At 68.0% G+C, this 19,180-nt stretch carries 18 protein-coding genes; 11 read left to right on the top strand and 7 right to left on the bottom strand.

Features of this window, described 5'->3' with window-relative positions; genetic code table 11:
• Window positions 1–17 precede the first annotated feature (17 nt).
• The 8 genes from glmM (at window position 18) to phoR (ending at window position 8,187) form a co-directional block, all read left to right on the top strand.
• The gene (gene glmM / locus LRM40_RS12290) at window positions 18–1,361 is read left to right on the top strand and encodes a phosphoglucosamine mutase (protein ID WP_151123545.1); all 1,344 of its coding nucleotides are present in this window, start codon (window positions 18–20) and stop codon (window positions 1,359–1,361) included.
• 163 nt (window positions 1,362–1,524) lie between these two features.
• Window positions 1,525–2,559, top strand: coding sequence for a phosphate ABC transporter substrate-binding protein PstS (pstS, locus tag LRM40_RS12285; RefSeq protein ID WP_151123546.1), 1,035 nt, complete (start codon window positions 1,525–1,527; stop codon window positions 2,557–2,559).
• Window positions 2,560–2,681: 122 nt separating this feature from the next.
• Complete coding sequence (gene pstC, locus LRM40_RS12280) at window positions 2,682–3,659, top strand: phosphate ABC transporter permease PstC (protein ID WP_211372961.1); 978 nt, start codon at window positions 2,682–2,684, stop codon at window positions 3,657–3,659.
• Complete coding sequence (pstA, locus tag LRM40_RS12275) at window positions 3,656–4,522, top strand: phosphate ABC transporter permease PstA (protein ID WP_151123548.1); 867 nt, start codon at window positions 3,656–3,658, stop codon at window positions 4,520–4,522. Before pstC ends, pstA begins: the two co-directional genes overlap by 4 nt.
• Window positions 4,523–4,541: 19 nt before the next feature.
• Window positions 4,542–5,327 carry a phosphate ABC transporter ATP-binding protein PstB gene (gene pstB / locus LRM40_RS12270; protein WP_022980800.1) on the top strand — a complete coding sequence of 262 codons (786 nt, stop codon included), beginning with the start codon at window positions 4,542–4,544 and terminating at the stop codon, window positions 5,325–5,327.
• 35 nt (window positions 5,328–5,362) lie between these two features.
• On the top strand, window positions 5,363–6,079 hold the full coding sequence (phoU, locus tag LRM40_RS12265; protein WP_151123549.1) for a phosphate signaling complex protein PhoU: 717 nt from the start codon (window positions 5,363–5,365) through the stop codon (window positions 6,077–6,079).
• Window positions 6,080–6,095: 16 nt separating this feature from the next.
• Window positions 6,096–6,797, top strand: a complete 702-nt coding sequence (gene phoB / locus LRM40_RS12260; RefSeq protein ID WP_022980798.1) for a phosphate regulon transcriptional regulator PhoB — start codon at window positions 6,096–6,098, stop codon at window positions 6,795–6,797.
• Window positions 6,798–6,846: 49 nt separating this feature from the next.
• Entirely contained in the window at window positions 6,847–8,187 is a 1,341-nt protein-coding gene (gene phoR, locus LRM40_RS12255; protein ID WP_151123550.1) for a phosphate regulon sensor histidine kinase PhoR, read from the top strand.
• Window positions 8,188–8,217: 30 nt separating this feature from the next.
• On the opposite strand, the gene LRM40_RS12250 is transcribed toward phoR, so the two are convergent.
• The 4 genes from LRM40_RS12250 to trxA form a co-directional block, all read right to left on the bottom strand.
• Window positions 8,218–9,873: a hypothetical protein gene (locus LRM40_RS12250; protein WP_151123551.1), complete on the bottom strand. Its 1,656-nt coding sequence runs from the start codon at window positions 9,871–9,873 to the stop codon at window positions 8,218–8,220.
• Between the two features lie 122 nt (window positions 9,874–9,995).
• On the bottom strand, window positions 9,996–10,253 hold the full coding sequence (locus tag LRM40_RS12245) for a type B 50S ribosomal protein L31 (protein ID WP_151123552.1): 258 nt from the start codon (window positions 10,251–10,253) through the stop codon (window positions 9,996–9,998).
• 159 nt (window positions 10,254–10,412) lie between these two features.
• Window positions 10,413–11,678: a transcription termination factor Rho gene (gene rho / locus LRM40_RS12240; protein ID WP_151123553.1), complete on the bottom strand. Its 1,266-nt coding sequence runs from the start codon at window positions 11,676–11,678 to the stop codon at window positions 10,413–10,415.
• Between the two features lie 262 nt (window positions 11,679–11,940).
• Complete coding sequence (gene trxA / locus LRM40_RS12235; protein ID WP_151123554.1) at window positions 11,941–12,270, bottom strand: thioredoxin TrxA; 330 nt, start codon at window positions 12,268–12,270, stop codon at window positions 11,941–11,943.
• Between the two features lie 315 nt (window positions 12,271–12,585).
• On the opposite strand from trxA, the gene LRM40_RS12230 reads away from it, so the two are divergent.
• Both LRM40_RS12230 and LRM40_RS12225 read left to right on the top strand, forming a co-directional pair.
• The gene (locus LRM40_RS12230) at window positions 12,586–14,316 is read left to right on the top strand and encodes an HDOD domain-containing protein (RefSeq protein ID WP_231067527.1); all 1,731 of its coding nucleotides are present in this window, start codon (window positions 12,586–12,588) and stop codon (window positions 14,314–14,316) included.
• Window positions 14,317–14,360: 44 nt separating this feature from the next.
• Window positions 14,361–15,665 (top strand): MFS transporter, encoded by a 1,305-nt coding sequence (locus tag LRM40_RS12225; protein ID WP_211372962.1) that lies wholly within the window; start codon window positions 14,361–14,363, stop codon window positions 15,663–15,665.
• Here LRM40_RS12225 and LRM40_RS12220 read toward each other — a convergent pair.
• Together LRM40_RS12220 and lexA are read right to left on the bottom strand one after the other, a co-directional pair.
• Complete coding sequence (locus LRM40_RS12220; protein WP_151123556.1) at window positions 15,652–16,032, bottom strand: helix-hairpin-helix domain-containing protein; 381 nt, start codon at window positions 16,030–16,032, stop codon at window positions 15,652–15,654. The genes LRM40_RS12225 and LRM40_RS12220 overlap by 14 nt on opposite strands.
• A 15-nt stretch (window positions 16,033–16,047) precedes the next feature.
• Window positions 16,048–16,722: a transcriptional repressor LexA gene (gene lexA, locus LRM40_RS12215; protein WP_151123557.1), complete on the bottom strand. Its 675-nt coding sequence runs from the start codon at window positions 16,720–16,722 to the stop codon at window positions 16,048–16,050.
• A 72-nt stretch (window positions 16,723–16,794) separates the two neighbouring features.
• Between lexA and LRM40_RS12210 the strand changes: the two genes are divergently transcribed.
• Window positions 16,795–17,751, top strand: a complete 957-nt coding sequence (locus LRM40_RS12210) for an asparaginase (protein WP_151123558.1) — start codon at window positions 16,795–16,797, stop codon at window positions 17,749–17,751.
• On the opposite strand, the gene LRM40_RS12205 is transcribed toward LRM40_RS12210, so the two are convergent.
• Window positions 17,752–19,086 carry an esterase-like activity of phytase family protein gene (locus tag LRM40_RS12205; protein ID WP_151123559.1) on the bottom strand — a complete coding sequence of 445 codons (1,335 nt, stop codon included), beginning with the start codon at window positions 19,084–19,086 and terminating at the stop codon, window positions 17,752–17,754.
• Between the last annotated feature and the right edge of the window lie 94 nt (window positions 19,087–19,180).

Raw genomic sequence — 19,180 nt, 5'->3', positions numbered from 1 at the left:
GACAACGACGAACCGATATGGCACGACAGTATTTCGGCACCGATGGCATCCGTGGCACCGTGGGCCAGTTCCCGATCACGCCGGACTTCGCCCTCCGGCTGGGGCATGCGGTGGGACAGGTCCTGCAGCGCACGGCCAAGGGCCGGCGCCCGACGGTCCTGATCGGCAAGGACACCCGCATTTCGGGTTACATGCTGGAGTCGGCCCTGGAAGCCGGTTTCGCCTCGGCGGGGGTCAACGTGTTGCTGACCGGCCCCCTGCCCACGCCGGGGGTGGCTTACCTCACCCGGGCCCTGCGGCTGGACCTGGGAGTGGTGATCAGCGCCTCGCACAACGCCTTTCCCGACAACGGCATCAAGTTCTTCAGTGCCAAGGGGGAGAAACTGCCCGACGCCTGGGAAGAATCGGTGGAGCAGGCTCTGGAAGAGCCCCCGGCCTGGGTGGACTCGGCCCGCTTGGGCCGGGCGCGCCGGCTGGACGATGCGCAGGGGCGCTACGTCGAGTTCTGCAAGAGCACGGTCAGTGGGGAACTGAATCTCAAGGGCCTCAAATTCGTCATCGATGCTGCCCATGGCGCCGCCTACCAGGTGGCGCCGGCGGTGTTCCACGAGTTGGGGGGCGAGGTGACCTCGATCGGGGTGACTCCCAACGGCATGAACATCAACGCCGGCGTGGGGGCGACTTCGCCCGCGGCGCTGGTGGCTGCCGTGAAGGAGCAGGGTGCCAATTACGGCATTGCACTGGACGGCGACGCCGACCGCCTGCAACTGGTGGACAACGAGGGGCGGCTCTTCAACGGCGACGAACTGCTCTACGTCATGGCCATGGACCGCAAGGCCCAGGGTGAGGCCGTGCCGGGCGTGGTCGGCACGCTGATGACCAACATGGCAGTCGAGGTGGCCCTGGCAGAGCAGGGCATCGAACTGGTGCGGGCCAAGGTGGGTGACCGTTACGTGCTGGAGGAGCTGGCCGCCCGCCACTGGTTGCTGGGCGGCGAGAGTTCCGGCCATCTGCTGGCGCTGGACCGTCACAGCACGGGCGATGGCATCGTCAGTGCCCTGCAGGTGCTCCAGGCCACCCAGCGCAGCGGGCGCGGCCTGCGGGCACTGCTGGAGGGGGTGACGCTGTATCCGCAGGTGATGATCAATGTGCGCCTGAAGGAGGGGGAGGACTGGCGCCAGAATGCCCGCTTGAGCGAGCTCACCCGGCAGGTCACGGCCGAGTTGGGGCGCCTGGGGCGGGTGCTGATCCGGGCCTCGGGCACCGAACCGGTGCTGCGGGTGATGGTCGAGGCACGGGAAGAGTCACAGGCCCGCCATGCCGCGGAGACCTTGGCTGCGGCTGCCCGTGGGGAATGCTAAGTTGTTGTCTTGATTGAGAAAATCATCGATAAATGACATCAATGTGACAACCTTGTGGCGGCAATGGCTGTGCTGTCATGCGTCACGAACGTGTCACAAAGCCTTTTTACAGTGCACGCACGGCTGGAGATACCTCCAGTTTCACTGACGAAAGGTTTGTCTCATGGTTTCTTCTTTCGTTCGCTTCACCCTGGCGGGTGCGGCGCTGGTGGTGGCCACGGCCGCCTCGGCTCAAGACGTGACTGGCGCTGGTGCTTCCTTCCCGGCTCCGGTGTACGCCAAGTGGGCCGATGCCTACAACAAGGCCACGGGCGCTCGCATCAACTACCAATCGGTGGGGTCGGGTGCCGGCATCAAGCAGATCAAGGCCAAGACGGTGGACTTCGGCGCCTCTGACATGCCGCTGAAGGACGATGAATTGGCCAAGGACGGTCTGCTGCAGTTCCCCACCGTGATGGGTGGTGTGGTGCCGGTCGTCAACATCGCCGGCCTGAAGCCGGGTCAACTGAAGTTGACCGGCACCGTGCTGGCGGACATCTTCCTGGGCAAGGTCACCAAGTGGAATGACCCCGCCATCGCCGGCCTGAACGCCGGTGTGAAGCTGCCCGACGCCCAGATCGCCGTGGTCCACCGTGCCGACGGCTCGGGCACCACCTTCCTGTTCACCAACTACCTGTCCAAGGTCAGCGCTGAGTGGAAGGAAAAGGTCGGTGACGGCACCGCCGTGAACTGGCCGGCCGGTGTGGGCGGCAAGGGCAACGAGGGCGTGTCGTCCTACGTGCTGCGCCTGCAGAACTCGATCGGCTACGTCGAGTACGCCTACGCCAAGCAGAACAAGATGACCCATGCTGCGCTGAAGAACAAGGATGGTCAGTTCGTGCAGCCGGACGACACGACCTTCAAGGCTGCCGCCGCCGGCGCCGCCTGGGACAAGTCCTTCTACCAAGTGCTGACCGAGCAGCCGGGCAAGGAATCTTGGCCCATCTCCGGCGCCACCTTCATCCTGATGCACAAGGTGCAAGCCAAGCCCGAGCAGGCTGCTGCTGCCCTGAAGTTCTTCGACTGGTCCTACGCCAACGGCGACAAGATGGCCGCCGATCTGGACTACGTGCCGATGCCTGACTCCGTCAAGGGCCTGATCCACAAGGAGTGGGCCAACATCAAGGACGGCGCCGGCAAGGTTGTGACCGTCAAGTAATCAGGGCTGCCCCTGCCAGCAAGTGCCGGCTGCCTCCTGGCAGTCCGGCGCTTGCGCGCATCCACGGAGCTGTGAACGTGACTGCTACGATGCCTGCCAATCCCCTCTCCGATGATGGTGTGATGGCCAAGATTTCTCCTGCCGGCAAGCCGGCACCGCGGCGTGTCCGCGTTCCCTGGGCGGATCGCCTGTTTGCGATGGCGGCGCTGGGCGCGGCCTGGCTGACCCTGGCCCTGCTGCTGGGCATCCTGTTGTCACTGGTGGCCGGCGCCATGCCCGCCATCCGCGAGTACGGCCTGTCGTTTCTCTGGCGATCCGAGTGGGATCCGGTCGGGGATCAGTACGGCGGCCTGGTGATGATCTACGGCACGCTGATGACCTCGTTCATCGCGCTGCTGATCGCGGTGCCCGTGAGTTTCGGCATCGCGCTGTTCCTGACCGAACTTTCGCCCCAGTGGCTCAAGCGCCCGCTGGGGGTGGCCGTTGAACTGCTGGCCGCGGTGCCGTCCATCGTGTACGGCATGTGGGGCCTGCTGGTCTTCGGCCCGCTGCTGGCCACCTGGGTGCAGCAGCCGCTGCAGAACGTCTTCGGCGGCGTGCCGGTGCTGGGCACGTTGTTTTCCGGACCGCCCGTGGGCCTGGGCATGCTGTCGGCCGGCATCATCCTGGCCATCATGATCATTCCCTTCATCGCCTCGGTGATGCGGGATGTGTTCGAGGTGACGCCGCCCATGCTCAAGGAATCGGCCTATGGCCTGGGTTCGACCACCTGGGAGGTGGTGTCCAAGGTGGTGCTTCCCTACACCAAGACCGGGGTCATCGGCGGCATCATGCTGGGCCTGGGCCGGGCGCTGGGCGAGACCATGGCCGTCACCTTCGTGATCGGCAACATGAACCAGCTGTCGTCGATCTCGCTGTTCGAGCCGGGCAACAGCATCACGTCCGCGTTGGCCAACGAATTCGCCGAGGCCGGCGAAGGCCTGCACCAGGCTTCGCTGATCTACCTCGGCCTGGTGCTGTTCTTCATCACCTTCGTGGTGCTGGCCCTGTCCAAGCTGCTGCTGATGCGCCTCAAGAAGAACGAAGGGAGCCGCTCGTGAGTCTGGCTGCACTCGACGCGGGCCGCATGCGCCTGCACAACCGCCGCAAGCGCGTCAATGCCGTCGCGCTGACGCTCTCGCTGGGGGCCATGGCCTTCGGTGTGTTCTGGCTGCTGTGGATCCTCTGGGAGACCTTCCGCCTCGGCGTGGGCGGTCTGACCCTGTCGGTCTTCACCGAGATGACCCCGCCGCCGCAGGCGGATGTCGGTGGTCTGGCCAACGCCATCTATGGTTCTCTGATGATGGTGACCTTGGCCACGGCGATCGGCACGCCCATCGGCATGATGGCCGGCATCTACCTGGCCGAGTACGGCAAGAACGCCTGGCTGGGCCGCATCACCCAGTTCATCAACGACATCCTGCTGTCGGCACCGTCCATCGTGATTGGCCTGTTCGTCTATTCGGTGGCCGTGGCGCCGATGAAGACCTTCTCGGGCTGGGCTGGCGTGATCGCCCTGGCGCTGATCGTCATCCCGGTGGTCATCCGCACGACGGAGAACATGCTGAGCCTGGTGCCGCATGCGCTGCGTGAGTCGGCCTACGCCCTGGGCACGCCCAAGTGGAAGGTGATCCTGTCGGTCACCCTGCGTTCGGCGCGTTCCGGTGTGGTGACCGGGGTGCTGTTGGCCCTGGCCCGGATCTCGGGCGAGACCGCACCGCTGCTCTTCACCGCACTGTCCAACCAGTTCTGGACCTCCAACCTGGGTCAGCCGATGGCCAGCCTGCCGGTGACCATCTTCAAGTTCGCCATGAGCCCCTACGAGAACTGGCAGAAGCTGGCCTGGGCCGGTGTCTTCCTGATCACGATGGGCGTGCTGGCGCTCAACATCATCGCGCGGGTCTTCTTCCGCAAGCAACAGTAATCCCTCACAGGCAGACGTCATGGACGCAAAAGTCGATACCAGCGTGACCGAGAAGGCCAAGATCTCGGTGCGGGACCTGAACTTCTACTACGGCAGCTTCCACGCGCTCAAGCACATCAACCTCGACATTCCCGAGAAGAAGGCCACCGCCTTCATCGGCCCGTCGGGCTGCGGCAAGTCCACCCTGCTGCGCACCTTCAACCGCATGTTCGAGCTCTATCCCGAGCAGCGCGCCGAAGGCGAGATCCTGGTGGACGGCGAGAACGTGCTGGACAGCAAGCTGGACGTGTCGCTGATCCGCGCCAAGGTCGGCATGGTCTTCCAGAAGCCCACACCGTTCCCGATGTCGATCTACGACAACATCGCCTTCGGTGTGAAACTCTTCGAGAACCTCTCGCGCGTCGAGATGGACGAGCGGGTCGAATGGGCCCTGAAGAAGGCCGCGCTGTGGAACGAGGTCAAGGACAAGCTGGGCCAGAGCGGCTCGGGCCTGTCCGGCGGCCAGCAGCAGCGTCTGTGCATCGCCCGCGGCATTGCCATCAAGCCCGAGGTGCTGCTGCTGGACGAGCCCTGCTCGGCGCTGGACCCGATCTCCACCGGCAAGGTCGAGGAGCTCATCACCGAGCTCAAGAGCGACTACACCGTGGTGATCGTGACCCACAACATGCAGCAGGCCGCTCGCGTGTCCGACTACACCGCCTACATGTACCTGGGCGATCTGGTCGAATTCGGCCCCACCCGTGAACTCTTCATGAAGCCCAAGAAGAAGGACACGGAAGACTACATCACCGGCCGCTTCGGCTGACCGGGCAGTTTCGGATTCCCAAGAGGATCACGACCATGACGGACAAGCATCTCTCGACCCAGTTCGACGCCGAGCTCAGCGCGGTCTCCACGCGCGTGCTCGAAATGGGCGGCCTGGTGGAAGCCCAGGTGGCCCAGGCCATCTACGCCCTGACCAACTACAGCGCCGAGACGGCCAGCCAGGTGCTGGCGATGGAAGAGCGCGTGAACCAGCAGGAGGTGGAGATCGACGCCGACCTGTCGGCCATCATCGCCCGTCGCCAGCCCACCGCGCGCGATCTCCGCCTGCTGATCGCCATCTCCAAGACCATCGGCAACCTCGAGCGCGTGGGCGACGAGGCCGCCCGCATCGCCCGCACGGTGCAACGCCTGATCAACACCGGCGTCTTCAGCCGCCTGCGCCTGCCGGTGTCGGATGTCTCCTTCGAGGCCACGTTGGCCACCGCCTCGCTGCGCAAGGCCCTGGACGCCTTCGCCCGGCTGGACACGGTGCAGGCCCTGGAAGTCATCAAGAACGACAACCAGATCGACCAGGAGTTCGACGGCATGATGCGCAAGCTGATCACCTACATGATGGAAGATCCGCGCACCATCTCGGCCAGCATCGACCTGGTGTTCGTGGCCAAGGCCATCGAGCGTGTGGGCGACCATGCCAAGAACCTGGCCGAGCAGATCATCTACATCGTCAAGGGCACCGACGTGCGCCACAACCCGGTCGAGACGGTGGAGACCGTCGCCCTGACCCGCAACTGAGACCGGAAGGAACGAGATGCCTGCCGTGTTGGTGGTTGAAGACGAATCGGCGATTGCGGAGCTCATCGCGATCAACCTGCGTCACGCGGGCTTCGAGGTGACGCTGGCGGAGAACGCCGACCAGGCCCAGATGGCCGTGGACGCGGTGCTGCCGGACCTGGTGCTGCTGGACTGGATGCTGCCGGGTCAGTCCGGCGTGGCCCTGGCCCGCCGCTGGCGTGGCGAGGCCCGTACCAAGGAACTGCCCATCATCATGCTCACGGCCCGTGCGGACGAGAGTGACAAGGTGGCCGGGCTGGATGCGGGCGCCGACGACTACCTGACCAAGCCCTTCTCGACCCAGGAGCTGCTGGCCCGCATCCGCGCGGTGCTGCGCCGCCGGGTGCCCGAGGCCCTTGACTCCGCGGTGGAGGTGGGTGGGCTGCGCCTGGATCCGTCGACCCGCCGGGTCAGCCGCAATGGCGTGGATCTCAAGCTCGGCCCCACCGAGTTCCGTCTCCTGCATTTCCTGATGACCCACCCCGAGCGGGTGCACAGCCGCGCTCAGTTGCTGGACCGCGTCTGGGGTGACCATGTGTTCATCGAGGAGCGCACGGTGGATGTGCATGTGAAGCGCCTGCGCGAGGCGCTGACGCCCGCGCGCTGTGCTCAGATGATCGAGACGGTCCGTGGGGCCGGCTACCGACTGACCCAGCAGGTGGCGGTCTCCTCGCACTGAGGACCGGGCACAGGCAGGGTCACGGCGACGGGCACGGGGCGGAGGCAACATGTTCTGGTTGGCACCGAGGGTGCTCTTGGCGCTGCTGTCGGTGATGGCGGTGGCCACGGCGGGTGCGTGGCTGCTCGCGGACTCGGCCTGGGCGTCGTGGGGCGCGGTGGGAGGCGCCGGCGTGGCCGTCGCCCTGATCTGCCTGATCGACAGCTGGCGCGGCCTGCGGCTGCTGCGCTGGCTCAGCGGCCACCAGGACGTGGATGCGCCGGTGATGGCCGGCTTCTGGGGGGAGCTCTCCGCCCGTGCCGAGCGGGTCGTCCGCAAGCGTGAAAGAGACATCCGACGCGAGCAGGATCAGCTCCAGCAGTTCCTCAGCGGCATCGAGGCCTCGCCCAACGGGGTGTTGATGCTCGACGCAGGGGAGCAGATCGAATGGTGCAACCAGATGGCGGCCGACCACCTGGGCTTGGACGCGCACCGGGATTTGCGCCAGCGCATCACCAACCTGGTCCGTGCCCCGGCCTTCGTGGCCCACCTACACGCCCGCAACCACGAACAGTCGGTGCAGATCCCCGCGCCGGGTGGCACGGGGCTGATCTCCATCGTCGTGCGTCCCTATGGTGAGGGGCAGCGCCTGCTGCTGACCCAAGATGTGACGGCCCGCGAGCGCGCGGACAAGACCCGTCGCGACTTCGTGGCCAATGTGTCGCACGAGATCCGCACACCGCTGACCGTGCTGGCCGGCTTCGTCGAGACCATGTCTTCGCTGCCGCTGACCGAGGTGGAACGCCAGCGGGTGCTGGGCCTGATGGCCCAGCAGACCCGGCGCATGCAGTCCCTCGTCGGCGATCTGCTGGCTCTGGCCCGTCTGGAGGACAGCCCGAAGCCTCCGACGGACCAGTGGTGGCCGCTGGTCCGGGTCGGGGCCGCCGTCGAAGCCGAAGCCCGCGGCCTGTCGGCCGGGCGCCACCCGATGGAATTCGACTGGGGGCACTGGCAAGTGGCCGGCAGCGAGGTGGAGTTGCAGAGCGGCATCGGCAACCTGGTCAACAACGCGATCCGCTACACCCCGGAGGGGGGCACCATCCGGGTGTCCACCGTGCTGCGGGTGGATGGCGGACTGGAGATCCGCGTGAACGACAGCGGCCCGGGCATCGCGCCGGAACATCTGCCGCGGCTGGCCGAACGCTTCTACCGGGTGGACGGCAGCCGCTCGCGCGAGACCGGTGGCACCGGCCTCGGCCTGTCCATCGTCAAGCATGTGGCCCAGCGCCACGGCGGTGAACTGCGCATCAGCAGCGAGTTGGGGCGCGGCTCATGCTTCACGTTGGTGCTGCCTGCGGTCCGGGTGCAGACCCTGCCCCAGGCCCAGCCGGCCGAGCCGGTCTCTTCCTGAACCCCGCCGCCAGGTGCCGGGCCGCTCTGCTCAGGGTGCGGTGCGGTAGAGGGTGAAATACTCGTGGCCATCCACGGGGCGGCGGATGCGGGCGACCTCGGTCCAGCCGGCCGGGGTGGTGGCCAGGCTGGGGGTGCGCGTCATGGTCAGCAGGAAACGGCAGCTCCGGCGCGGCTGCGGTGCCGCATCCACCCCATAGCCGCCGAAGACCTCCAGGCCCGCCAAGTGGGTGGGACTGAGGTCCGGCGTGCGGATGCACTCGCCCGCGGGCACGAAGCGAGCAATGTGCTGGACCAGGGGGCGAGTGCTGCGGGCATAGTCGACCACCGGCAGCAGCAGGGTCATGGTGAGCAGCCAGGTCAGGGCCACACCGCTGGCGGGCAGCACCAGGCTCTTCCACAGCGGATGCCGGTGCCGCGAGGTGCGCCAGCGCACCAGCCACAGCCATGCCAGGGTGCCGGCCAGCGCAAAAGCCAGATGCACGGCGGAGAAGGACGGCTCGAAGCCTGGCGCCAGGCGCTGCAGGTGCTGCAGGGGTTTGGGGGGCAGGTTCAGCTGGATGGAGCTGTAGATGACCCAGACCACCAGCGCGGTCAGGCTGAAGAAGAACACCGAGAACCAGTCGATGGCCGCGCCGGCGCCGCGCTGGAGCGTGGGCAGCGAAAATGCCGCCAGGATGGCCAGGCCCGGCACCGCCAGCAGCAGGGCCCGATCCGAGCCGCCCATGGCGGCAGACGCCGCCATGCCCACCAGCACACTGCCCAGGGGAATGCTGATGTGCCGCTGGGTCCAGTGGCCGCGCCAGCGCCAGAGCGTCCAGGCCGACAGGGGCAGGGTGGGCCAGGTGAACCACAGCAGCAGGCGCGCGAAGCCAGCCCAGGTGCCGGCGTTCGGATGGGCCTCGAGGCGCCAGTGCCAGGCGTGGGTGGCCGTGGCGGCGGCCAGCCCCAGGGCGACGCCGGCGACCAGCCAGGGCACCATGCGGCGCATGGCGGGATAGCGCGAGTGGGGACTGATCACCACCGCGATCAGGCCCATGCACAGCGCCATGCTCGGTGCGCCCGACACGGCCAGCGCGGGCAAGGCGACGATCACGGCCAGACGGGCCGTCCAGGCGCCGCTGGGCCCGGCCGCCAGGGCCCAGGTGAACAGGGCCACCAAGCTCAGCTGCATCAGCTCGGGCGTGGTTTCATGGCCCAGCTGCAGCAGGCCCAGCGTGGCGATGGTGGCCAGCAGTGCGCCGTCGGCCAGGGTGCGTGCATAGCCCACCGGGTCCGCCTCCCCGCCGAAGGCAAAGGGCAGCGGCAGGGCGGCGTCGGTCCGGGCCAGGTGATAGGTGGCGTACCAGATCAGGCCCAGGGTCAGGGCCAGCAGCAGGGCGAAGGGCAGACGGGCCGCCAGGGCAGGGTCCATCCAGGGGCCCAGGAGCTGAACCGACCAGGCGCCAAGCCAGTGGGGGAGCAGCGCGGTTTCGGGAGGCAGACCTCCCAGCGAGGGCGCCCACCAGTCCATCTGGCCGCGGGCCAGGCCCCACATGTAGCCGTAGGCCGTCAGATCGGCATTGCGCCAGGGGTCCCGCCCGAACAGACCGGGCAGCAGGTAGGCTGCGCAGAACAGCAGCAGGGCGATTCGAGGCAGGCGCTCAACGGCACGCTGGGGAACGACGGCAGGGGTCGGTGGATTCACAGGTCAATGATGCCAAACAAGGCCACGGCCACAGGGTCCGGACGGACGAAAAAAAGGCAGCCATCGGCTGCCTTCTTGTTCCGTGTTCGCACGACAGAGCCGCCGCAAGCGGCCCCGTGCCATCACTTCTTGCTGAGGTGAGCGAACTTGTTGCGGAACTTCTCGACGCGGCCGCCCAGCGTATCCACGCTCTTTTGCTGACCGGTGTAGAACGCGTGCGACTCGCTGGAGGTTTCCAGCTTGAACAGCGGCAGTTCACGGCCGTCGTCCATCTTGACCATTTCCTTGGTCGGCGCGCAGGAGCGCGTCACGAACTTGAAACCGTTGGACAGGTCCACGAAGCAGACGTCGCGGTAGTTCGGGTGGATGCCTTCTTTCATGGCGTTTCGCAGGCGTTGCCGCCTTCCTTCATCGCTGGTGAGCCGGGAGCCACGTGACGCCCCATGCCCCACGCACTTTCCGACAGCGGAAAAACGATCATTATAGCGCAGAGATCCTGCGCTGTGCCAGCAGCACTGGGCTGCCGGCCGGTGGCCCCATCAGCCGCCCCGACGCATCATGTCGAAGAAGTCGAGGTTGTTCTTGGAGGCCTTCATCTTGTCGAGGACGAATTCCATCGCCTCGATCTCGTCCATGTTGTAGAGCAGCTTCCGCAGGATCCAGGTCTTCTGCATGATCTCGGGCTTGAGCAGCAGTTCCTCGCGCCGGGTGCCCGACTTGTTGATCAGGATGGACGGGTAGACGCGCTTCTCGGCCATGCGACGGTCCAGGTGGATTTCGCAGTTGCCGGTGCCCTTGAACTCCTCGTAGATCACCTCGTCCATCTTGGAGCCGGTGTCGATCAGGGCGGTGCCGATGATGGTCAGCGAGCCGCCTTCCTCCACGTTGCGGGCGGCGCCGAAGAAGCGCTTGGGGCGCTGCAGGGCGTTGGCGTCCACACCGCCGGTCAGCACCTTGCCGGAGCTGGGCAGCACGTTGTTGTAGGCGCGGGCCAGGCGGGTGATGGAGTCCAGCAGGATCACCACGTCCTTGCCCAGTTCGACCAGGCGCTTGGCGCGTTCGATCACCATTTCGGCGACCTGCACGTGACGGGCCGCGGGTTCGTCGAAGGTGGAGCTGATGACCTCGCCGCGCACGGTGCGCACCATCTCGGTCACTTCCTCGGGCCGTTCGTCGACCAGCAGCACGATCAGGTGGATCTCCGGATGGTTGGCCACCAGCGCATGGGCGATGTGCTTCATCATCATCGTCTTGCCGGTCTTGGGCTGGGCCACCAGCAGCGCGCGCTGGCCTTTGCCGATCGGGGCGATGAGATCGATGATGCGGCCGGTGATGTTCTCGTCGACCTTGAGGTTGTCACGCTCGAGCTTGAACGCCTCTTTCGGGAAGAGGGGCGTCAGGTTCTCGAACATGATCTTGTGCTTGTTCTCCTCCGGGCTCAGGCCGTTGACACGGTCGACCTTCACCAGGGCGAAGTAGCGCTCGCCGTCCTTGGGCACGCGCACCTCGCCTTCCACCAGGTCGCCGGTGTGCAGGTTGAAGCGGCGCACCTGGCTGGGGCTCAGGTAGATGTCGTCGGTCGACGCCATGTAGCTGGTGTCGATCGAGCGCAGGAAGCCGAAGCCATCGGGCAGCACTTCCAGCACGCCGTCGCCGAAGACCTGTTCGCCGGCCTTGGCGCGCTTCTTCATGATCGCGAACATCAGCTCCTGCTTGCGCAGACGAGCGACGTTGTCGATCTCCAACTCTTCACCCATCTTGATGAGTGCGGAGACGTGAAGCGCCTTCAATTCAGAAAGATGCATCGGGGGTCACCCTTGGGGTGGAACGCCACGGGGGCAGGGGCACACGGACCTGGACGGATATTCGCAGGGGCCGGCTTGCCGCAGGGCAAGCGCCTTGTCGCGATCCATCAGGACGCGATGCTCGTGGAAACGGTTGGAGGGGGCGGGGGCCGTGAATCTGGCGTGCCAGGGAACCGGTGGGTTCCGGACGCTGCGGCCTCAAGCCTGTTTGCAGCCACGGGGCGGCCTGAATTCAGGCCTCACCCCGGTGCGACAGGCGAGATTATAGATGGCTCTCGAGGAATTGGGCCAGTTGGGCCTTGGACAGGGCGCCGACCTTGGTGGCGGCCAGCTGGCCGTCCTTGAACAGCATCAGGGTCGGGATGCCGCGGATGCCGAATTTGGCCGGAACATCGCGGTTCTCGTCGACGTTCATCTTGGCGATCTGCAGACGCTCACCATATTCCTTGGCGGTTTCGTCCAGGATGGGGGCAATCATCTTGCAGGGGCCGCACCATTCAGCCCAATAGTCCACCAGGACGGGCTTGCCGGACTTCAGAACGTCAGCTTCGAACGAAGCGTCGGTGATGTGCTTGATCAGTTCGCTGCTCATGGAAATTTCCTAAGGGGGCTCCAGACTGGCAGCGAAACACCGGGCCCGCGAGGCGGAAACAGGGCTTCGTTCAGCTGAAGTTCGAGGGATTCTGACACATCCGGCTTGGGCACGCTGCCCGCAGGGCCGGTCCTGTCGGCAGCTTCCGACGCTGGAAACAAACCTTTGTTTGGCCCGCACATCGGTGCCTTGTCCGGCACTGATTACATTTCCAATCGGAACCAAACAGCCGTCTCTCCGATGTCCAGCGCCGCCAGTCCCTCCCAAGACTCCGTCTCGCCAGCCCGGTCCGCGTCGACCGCAGGGGGCGGGCGCATGTTCGGGCGCTTCCAGCTGCTGGCCCTGCTGGGCAAGAGCGAGCGCACGATGATGTGGGCGGCGGTGGACACGCGCCAGCAGCAGGACTGCATGCTGGCCATTCCCCGCAAGCAGCCCGAGGGGGAGGCGGTGCAAGCCTGGCACCGCGCTGTCCGCAAGGGCGCGCGCCTGGAGCATCCGCACCTGGCGCCGGCCGTGGAAGTGGGCGAGCACGAGCGCTGGCCCTACGCCATGTACGACCGGTCGGCCACCGTGACCTGGGCCGAACGCTTCAGCCAGGAGGGCCTGCCGCCGACCGACGTGGCCAACTGGGTGGCCGGCGTGGCCCAGGGGCTGGCCTACGCCCATGAAGCGGGTGTGGCCCACGGAGACATCCAGCCCTGGATGCTGGGGGTGACCGAGACCGGGACCCCGGTGCTGATGGGCTTGGAGGTGGCCGGCCGAGACGCCTGGGCGGCGCGGGACGGCGCGATGCAGGAACTGCGCGCGGTGCGCGAGGCGGCAGAGCGCGATGTGCTCGCCCTCGGGCTGGTGACCTACCAGGCCCTGGCTGGCGCGCCGGCCCTGGATGAGCCCGATGTGGGCCGCGCCATCGCCAGAATGCCGCCCTCGGGCAACGAAATCGTGCGTCTGCCCTGGGCCCTGTCCCGACCGGTGCCGGATGCGCTGCGCGCCATCGTCAACCGCGCGACGGACCGTCAGCCGCGCCATCGCTACCACAACGCCCGCGTGCTCCAGGGGGCGCTGGAGGGCTGGCTGCGCACCCAGGCCGAGAGCGACGGCCCGCTGGCCCTGCTGATGGACCGCATCCAGTCCGCCGGGGTGCTGCCGGCCCAGCCGGGCGGCGCCGAGCGCGCGGCCCATCTGGCCCTGATGGACAACAGCCGCACCAGCGAACTCGCCGATGTGGTGTTGGGCGACATCGCGCTCACCTTCGAGTTGCTGCGCCTGGTCAACAGCGCGCAGGTCAGTGCGGAAGGGCCGGTGCTGATGCTGCGGCGGGCGATCGCCATGCTGGGGCTCGAAGGGGTGCGCCGTGCTGCGCTGGGGCTGCGGCGCTGGCCCGGCCCGATGAACGCGCCGGCGGCCGCCGAGATGGAGCAGCTGATCGCCCGCGTCCACCGGGCCGGGCGTCTGGCCGTGCGCCTGGCACCGGCCGGTTACGACAGCGAGGTGGTTTACCTCATCACCCTGATGCAGAACCTGGGACGGTTGGTCGTGCAGTACCACTTCCCGGAAGAGGCGCATCAGATCCGCCGCCTGATGCAGCACATCGAAGCCGCGCCGGGCGAGCAAGCCCAGCCCGGCCTGTCGGCCGAGGCGGCGTCCTACGCCGTGCTGGGGGTGGACACCGAGGAACTGGGCCTGGCCGTGGCCCGCCACTGGGGGCTGGATGGCAGCGTGCTGCGCATGATCCGGCGTGTGGTGCCCTCCGAGGCCCATCGAGGCGCCGACGACGATGGCGATGTGCTGCGCTATGCCGCCAGCTGCGCCAACGAGATGGTGGACGCTGCCGGCCTGCCGCCGCAGCGGGCCCAGCTCGCACTCAAGCAGGCCGCACAGCGCTATGTCCGCGTGCTGGGGCTCACCAGCAAGGAGCTGGCAGACGCTCTGCAGGCGGAGATCCAGGCCTCGGCAGATCCGGCTTCCCTCAAGCTGCCGGAGGGCGTCATCGCCTCCAGCGCGTCGCGCACCCCGGCCACCGGCGAAATCCAGCCTGCCGCATGACCCCTGGCCAGCGCTCCGCGCGCCGCTCGGATAAGCTGCGGTGAATGTGCTCACCCTCTTCTGCGGCCGTGGCCGACGCGGCGCCGATGCTGCGCCTGCGCGACCAGGCTGATTACCTCCGGCTCCTGACCGCGCGCATCGCAGGGACCTCCGCCAACCAGATGCTGTTGGTGGCGCTGGGCTGGCAGATGTACGACCTCACGCGCAGCGCCTGGCAACTGGGCCTGGTGGGTCTGGTGCAGTTCCTGCCGGCACTGCTGCTCACCCTGCCGGCCGGCCACCTGGTGGACCGGCATGACCGGCGCCGCCTGCTGGCCCTGAGTCTGTCCCTGCAATGCACCGTGGCCCTGGGCCTGATGCTGGCCAGCCTGGGCGCGGCGCTGAGCGCCGGCTGGATCCTGGCGCTGTCGGTCCTGCTGGGAACGGCCCGCGCCGTCCAGATGCCCTCGCTGCAGGCCTTGACGCCCACCCTGGTGCCGTCGTCCCTGCTGGCGCGGGCCGTGGCCACCAACAGCTCGGTGATGCAGGCCGCCGTGGTGCTGGCGCCGGCCCTGGGGGGCGTGCTGTACGGGGCGGGGCCCGCTGTGGTGCGGCGCCTGCAGACCCTGTGGCGGCTGAGCCCCGAGTCCTGGGGCGCGGCCATGGTCTACGGGGTTTCGCTGCTGCTCCTGCTGGGGGCGATCAGCGCGGTGCTGAGCATCCGACCCCGGCCGGTGCCGCCGCGGGCGCCTTCACCGGGCTGGCGTGAGCTGACCGCGGGCATCCGCTTCATCCGCGATCAGCCGGTGATGCTGGGCGCCATCTCGCTGGACCTGTTCGCCGTGCTGCTGGGCGGGGCCACGGCCCTGTTGCCCATCTTTGCCCGCGACATCCTGCACAGCGGTCCCGAGGCCCTGGGCCTGCTGCGCTCGGCCCCGGCCCTGGGGGCGGTGGGTGTGGGCTTGTGGCTGGCCCGGCGCCCCCTGCGCCGCCGCGCGGGGGTGTGGCTCCTGGTGGCGGTGGCCCTGTTCGGCCTGGCCACCATCGGTTTCGGTCTGTCGCGCTCGTTCTGGCCGGCCTTCCTGGCCCTGGCCATCACCGGCGCGGCCGACATGGTCAGCGTGGTGATTCGTCAGACCCTGGTGCAGCTGGAGACGCCCGACGAGATGCGCGGCCGGGTGTCGGCGGTCAATTCGGTGTTCATCGGCGCCAGCAACCAGCTCGGCGAGTTCGAATCCGGGGCCACCGCCGCGCTGCTCGGGCCGGTGGGGGCCGTGGTGGCCGGGGGCCTCGGGACCCTGTGCGTGGTGCTGCTGTGGTGGCGCTGGTTCCCGGCGCTGGCCCGGCGCGACAGCCTCACCCCGCCCTGAGGTCGGCGCCCTCGCCGTGGGGGCGGGTGGGCCGTGCGTCCCACGGGGCGGCTGACACCGGGCTGTCGAGGTGCAGCACCCCGTGCTGCTGCTTGCGCAGCGCGGTGAAGCTCCACCAGGGACGGGGGGCGCCGCCTTCCATGAAGTCGATGATGGCCATGAAGGTGTCCAGCACGCAGGGGTCCTGCCGGGAGCCGGTCAACGCCTCCAGGCGGCGGTACAGGGCCAGGGCGTCCTGCCCGCGCAGGTCCCGGGGGTGCTGCAGGCCCAGGGCCCGCAGGTCGCCAGCCATGGCCGGCCCCACATTGGGCAGTTGCTCCAGGGTCTGGCAGTCTTCGCCGCGGGTGGCCTTGGGGCGCTTGATCATGGCGGGTGACCGGGCTCAGATCAGCATGTTCTGCCGCACCAGGCCGACGGCGATGCCCTCGATCTGGAAGTCCTCCACCTCCGGGCTCACCACGATGGGCTGGAAGTCGGGGTTCTCGGGCAGCAGCTCGATGCCGTGGCGCCCGCGGTGAAAGCGCTTGACGGTGACCTCGTCGTTGAGCCGGGCCACCACGATCTGGCCGTTGCGCGCGTCGGGCGTCTTCTGCACCGCCAGCAGGTCGCCATCGACGATGCCGGCGTCGCGCATGCTCATGCCCTTGACCTTCAGCAGGTAGTCGGGCTTGCGCGGGAAGAGGCTGGCTTCCAGCACATAGGTCTGGTCGATGTGTTCCTGGGCGAGGATGGGGTGGCCGGCCGCCACACGCCCCACCAGCGGCAGGGTGAGCTGGGCCAGGCTGGGCAGGGGCAGGGCAAACTGCTTGCCGCGGGCCTCGTTGAGGGCGCGTAAAGTGCGCGTCTGCAGGCGGATGCCCCGTGAGGTGCCGCCCACCAGCTCGATCACGCCCTTGCGGGCCAGGGCCTGCAGGTGTTCTTCGGCCGCATTGGGCGATTTGAAGCCCAGCTCGGCGGCGATCTCGGCCCGGGTGGGGGGCGCGCCGGTGCGCTCGATCGTGCTTTGCACCAGATCCAGGATCTGCTGCTGGCGGGCGGTGAGCTTGGGGCTTTCCATGTTGGCGGGCCCCACGGCGAGCGGGGCTGAGGTTGCATCCAGTATCTGTATTTTTATCCAGACCTTTTCGAAATGCCAAGCACTACTTCCGCACGCACCGTCATCCTGGGCACCGGCGGCACCATCGCCGGTCGGTCGCAGGCGGCCTCGGACAACGTCGGCTACCGCGCAGGCGAGGTGAGCGTGGCCGATCTGCTGGCCGCCGTGCCGGCCCTGGCCGGCCACGCGCTGGAGGCCCGCCAGCTGGCCCAGATCGACAGCAAGGACATGGACCATGGGCTGTGGCAAGGCCTGGCCCAGGCGGTGGCCGAAGCGCTGGCGCGCGAGGACGTGCAGGGCGTGGTGATCACGCACGGCACCGACACGCTGGAGGAGACGGCCTGGTTCCTGCACCGGGTGCTGGCGCCCACCAAGCCGGTGGTGCTGACCGCGGCGATGCGCCCGGCCTCGGCGCTGATGCCCGATGGCCCGCAGAACCTGCTGGACGCCGTGACGGTGGCCGGCTGGCCCGGCGCCCGCGGGGTGCTGGCGGTGGCGGCAGGGCGGGTGATGGCTGCCGAGGATGTGCGCAAGGTCCACGGCTACCGGGTGGATGCCTTTGCCACCGACGAGGCCGGCCCGCTGGCGCTGGTGCAGGAAGGGCAGGTGCGCGTGCTGCGACCCTGGCCCCAGGCTGACGCGGACGAGGCCGCACGGCTGGCCCAGGCCATCCGCCAGCCGGTGGCCCGGTGGCCGCGGGTGGACATCGTGGCCAGCCACGCGGGCTGCGACGGCGCCCTGGTGCCGGCCCTGGTGGCGCTGGGGGCCCGTGGCCTGGTGGCCGAGGGCACCGGCAACGGGACGCTGCATGTGGCGCTGGAAGCCGCCCTGCGCACCGCCCAGTCCCAGGGGGTGGCCGTGCTGCGCGCCAGCCGCTGCTGGGCCGGCGGTGTGGTGGGCCAGCCGGAGGGCGCCTTGCCCTCGGCCGGCCTGCTCACCCCGGCCAAGGCCCGGGTGGAGCTGATGCTGCAGCTGCTGCTGCAGGGCTGATCAGAACGGCTGGTTCCGGAAGGTGCTGCCCCCCAGGTCGGCGTCGTCGAAGGCGAAGACGAAGAACTGGTTGGGGTTGGCCAGGCCGTTGACGACCGGCAGGAAGTCGTTGTCGTTGGCAATGTAGAGGGTGTGCTTGGTCTGGCCGTTGACCACCACGTCCTGGCCGAAGGCCATGCCTTCGAGCTTGGCGGGGATCTGGTCGTCGGTGATGCCGGCGGCGTTCAGCGTGGCGCGGATGTCCAGGAACAGCGACTTGGCCGGGGCCTTGGCCAGCAGGGCGTCCTGGCCGGACAGCTGGCTCACGTCCTCGGCGTTCGTCAGGTCCACCTTCCAGATCTGCTTGACCGAGGCGCTGCTGCCGTCGCCCAGGCCCTTGCCATCGCGCTCCAGCACCAGCAGCACCTTGCTGTTGACCGCCAGGATCTCGCTGCTGTTGTAGGCCTTGCTCTTGGCCGGAATGTAGTTGTCGTAGGCGTACTGCTTGACCTTGCCGGTCGAGACATCGATCCAGACGATGCGGTTGGCCCGGCCGCCGTCGCCGCCGTCCTGGATCAGCGGGCTCTGCATGAAGCCGTAGAGGTGCTTGCCCTCGGGGGTGATGGCCAGGCCTTCCATGCCCTTGTTGGCCACGCGGCCGTGCGTGTTGCCGCTGATCTCGGCGCTGCCCATGGACGACAGCGTGCTCACGGCGAAGGTGGCGGCCGGCAGGCTGTAGACCTGGGTGCGCTCGCCGGTCTTGCGGTTGAACTTGTAGATGTAGGGGCCGTATTCATCGGTGATGAAGACGTTCTTGCCATTGGCCGAAACGCGGATGCCTTCCGGGTCCAGGCGGGCGGAGTGGCTGTCCAGCGAGTTGGCGCCGGCGGCGAAGTTGTCGGAACGGCCGGAGAAGTAGATGCGGCCGGCCACCGGGCCCAGCGGGGTGGCGGGCCCATAGCTCAGGGCACTGCCGCTCCACAGCAGGGTGGTGCCGGTGAGCGTGGCCTGCACGGTGTAGGGCAGGCTGCCGCCCACGGCCGGCTGCAGCGTCAGGTTCAGGGTGTGGAATCGGGGGATCCAGCTGGTGGTGTCGTCCACGGTGCTGTTCCAGGCCACGGCGTTGGGGCCGCGGTCGCCCAGGGCCAGGAAGGTGCTGCCGCCCGCCCAGGCCAGGCCCGAACCGATGCCGCCGAACAGGTTGGCCGCCTGGCCGTTCTCCAGCGTCCCGGTCAGGCCGCTCAGGTCCTGGTCCAGCGTCAGCGATCCGCGGGCGATCAGGGTGACGGCGGCATGGGCGGGGGCCAGCGCGGCGGCGCAGGCCAGGGCGACGGCGCCCAGGGAACGGACAAACATGGGGAACTCCTCGAACCGGGTGATGGGTGGATGCGCAAGCGCAAAGACCGTTACAAGTCTTGACACCCCCCGTGACGCCACCGTGACACCGCCC

This window comes from Ideonella dechloratans, from assembly GCF_021049305.1.
GTDB lineage: Bacteria > Pseudomonadota > Gammaproteobacteria > Burkholderiales > Burkholderiaceae_C > Ideonella > Ideonella dechloratans.
Note: the sequence above shows the minus strand (reverse complement) of the source record. Positions and strands in the feature narration are given on the sequence as shown.

Excerpts from the sequence above, each read along its gene's own strand:
- phoU (WP_151123549.1), top strand. The coding sequence starts at position 5,363 with ATGACGGACAAGCATCTCTCGACCCAGTTCGACGCCGAGCTCAGCGCG.
- LRM40_RS12245 (WP_151123552.1), bottom strand. The coding sequence starts at position 10,253 with ATGAAAGAAGGCATCCACCCGAACTACCGCGACGTCTGCTTCGTGGAC.
- LRM40_RS12220 (WP_151123556.1), bottom strand. The coding sequence starts at position 16,032 with ATGATCAAGCGCCCCAAGGCCACCCGCGGCGAAGACTGCCAGACCCTG.
- pstS (WP_151123546.1), top strand. The coding sequence starts at position 1,525 with ATGGTTTCTTCTTTCGTTCGCTTCACCCTGGCGGGTGCGGCGCTGGTG.
- LRM40_RS12210 (WP_151123558.1), top strand. The coding sequence starts at position 16,795 with ATGCCAAGCACTACTTCCGCACGCACCGTCATCCTGGGCACCGGCGGC.
- phoR (WP_151123550.1), top strand. The coding sequence starts at position 6,847 with ATGTTCTGGTTGGCACCGAGGGTGCTCTTGGCGCTGCTGTCGGTGATG.
- lexA (WP_151123557.1), bottom strand. The coding sequence starts at position 16,722 with ATGGAAAGCCCCAAGCTCACCGCCCGCCAGCAGCAGATCCTGGATCTG.
- phoB (WP_022980798.1), top strand. The coding sequence starts at position 6,096 with ATGCCTGCCGTGTTGGTGGTTGAAGACGAATCGGCGATTGCGGAGCTC.
- LRM40_RS12205 (WP_151123559.1), bottom strand. The coding sequence starts at position 19,086 with ATGTTTGTCCGTTCCCTGGGCGCCGTCGCCCTGGCCTGCGCCGCCGCG.
- LRM40_RS12225 (WP_211372962.1), top strand. The coding sequence starts at position 14,361 with ATGTGCTCACCCTCTTCTGCGGCCGTGGCCGACGCGGCGCCGATGCTG.
- glmM (WP_151123545.1), top strand. The coding sequence starts at position 18 with ATGGCACGACAGTATTTCGGCACCGATGGCATCCGTGGCACCGTGGGC.
- LRM40_RS12230 (WP_231067527.1), top strand. The coding sequence starts at position 12,586 with ATGTTCGGGCGCTTCCAGCTGCTGGCCCTGCTGGGCAAGAGCGAGCGC.
- trxA (WP_151123554.1), bottom strand. The coding sequence starts at position 12,270 with ATGAGCAGCGAACTGATCAAGCACATCACCGACGCTTCGTTCGAAGCT.
- rho (WP_151123553.1), bottom strand. The coding sequence starts at position 11,678 with ATGCATCTTTCTGAATTGAAGGCGCTTCACGTCTCCGCACTCATCAAG.
- pstB (WP_022980800.1), top strand. The coding sequence starts at position 4,542 with ATGGACGCAAAAGTCGATACCAGCGTGACCGAGAAGGCCAAGATCTCG.
- pstC (WP_211372961.1), top strand. The coding sequence starts at position 2,682 with ATGGCCAAGATTTCTCCTGCCGGCAAGCCGGCACCGCGGCGTGTCCGC.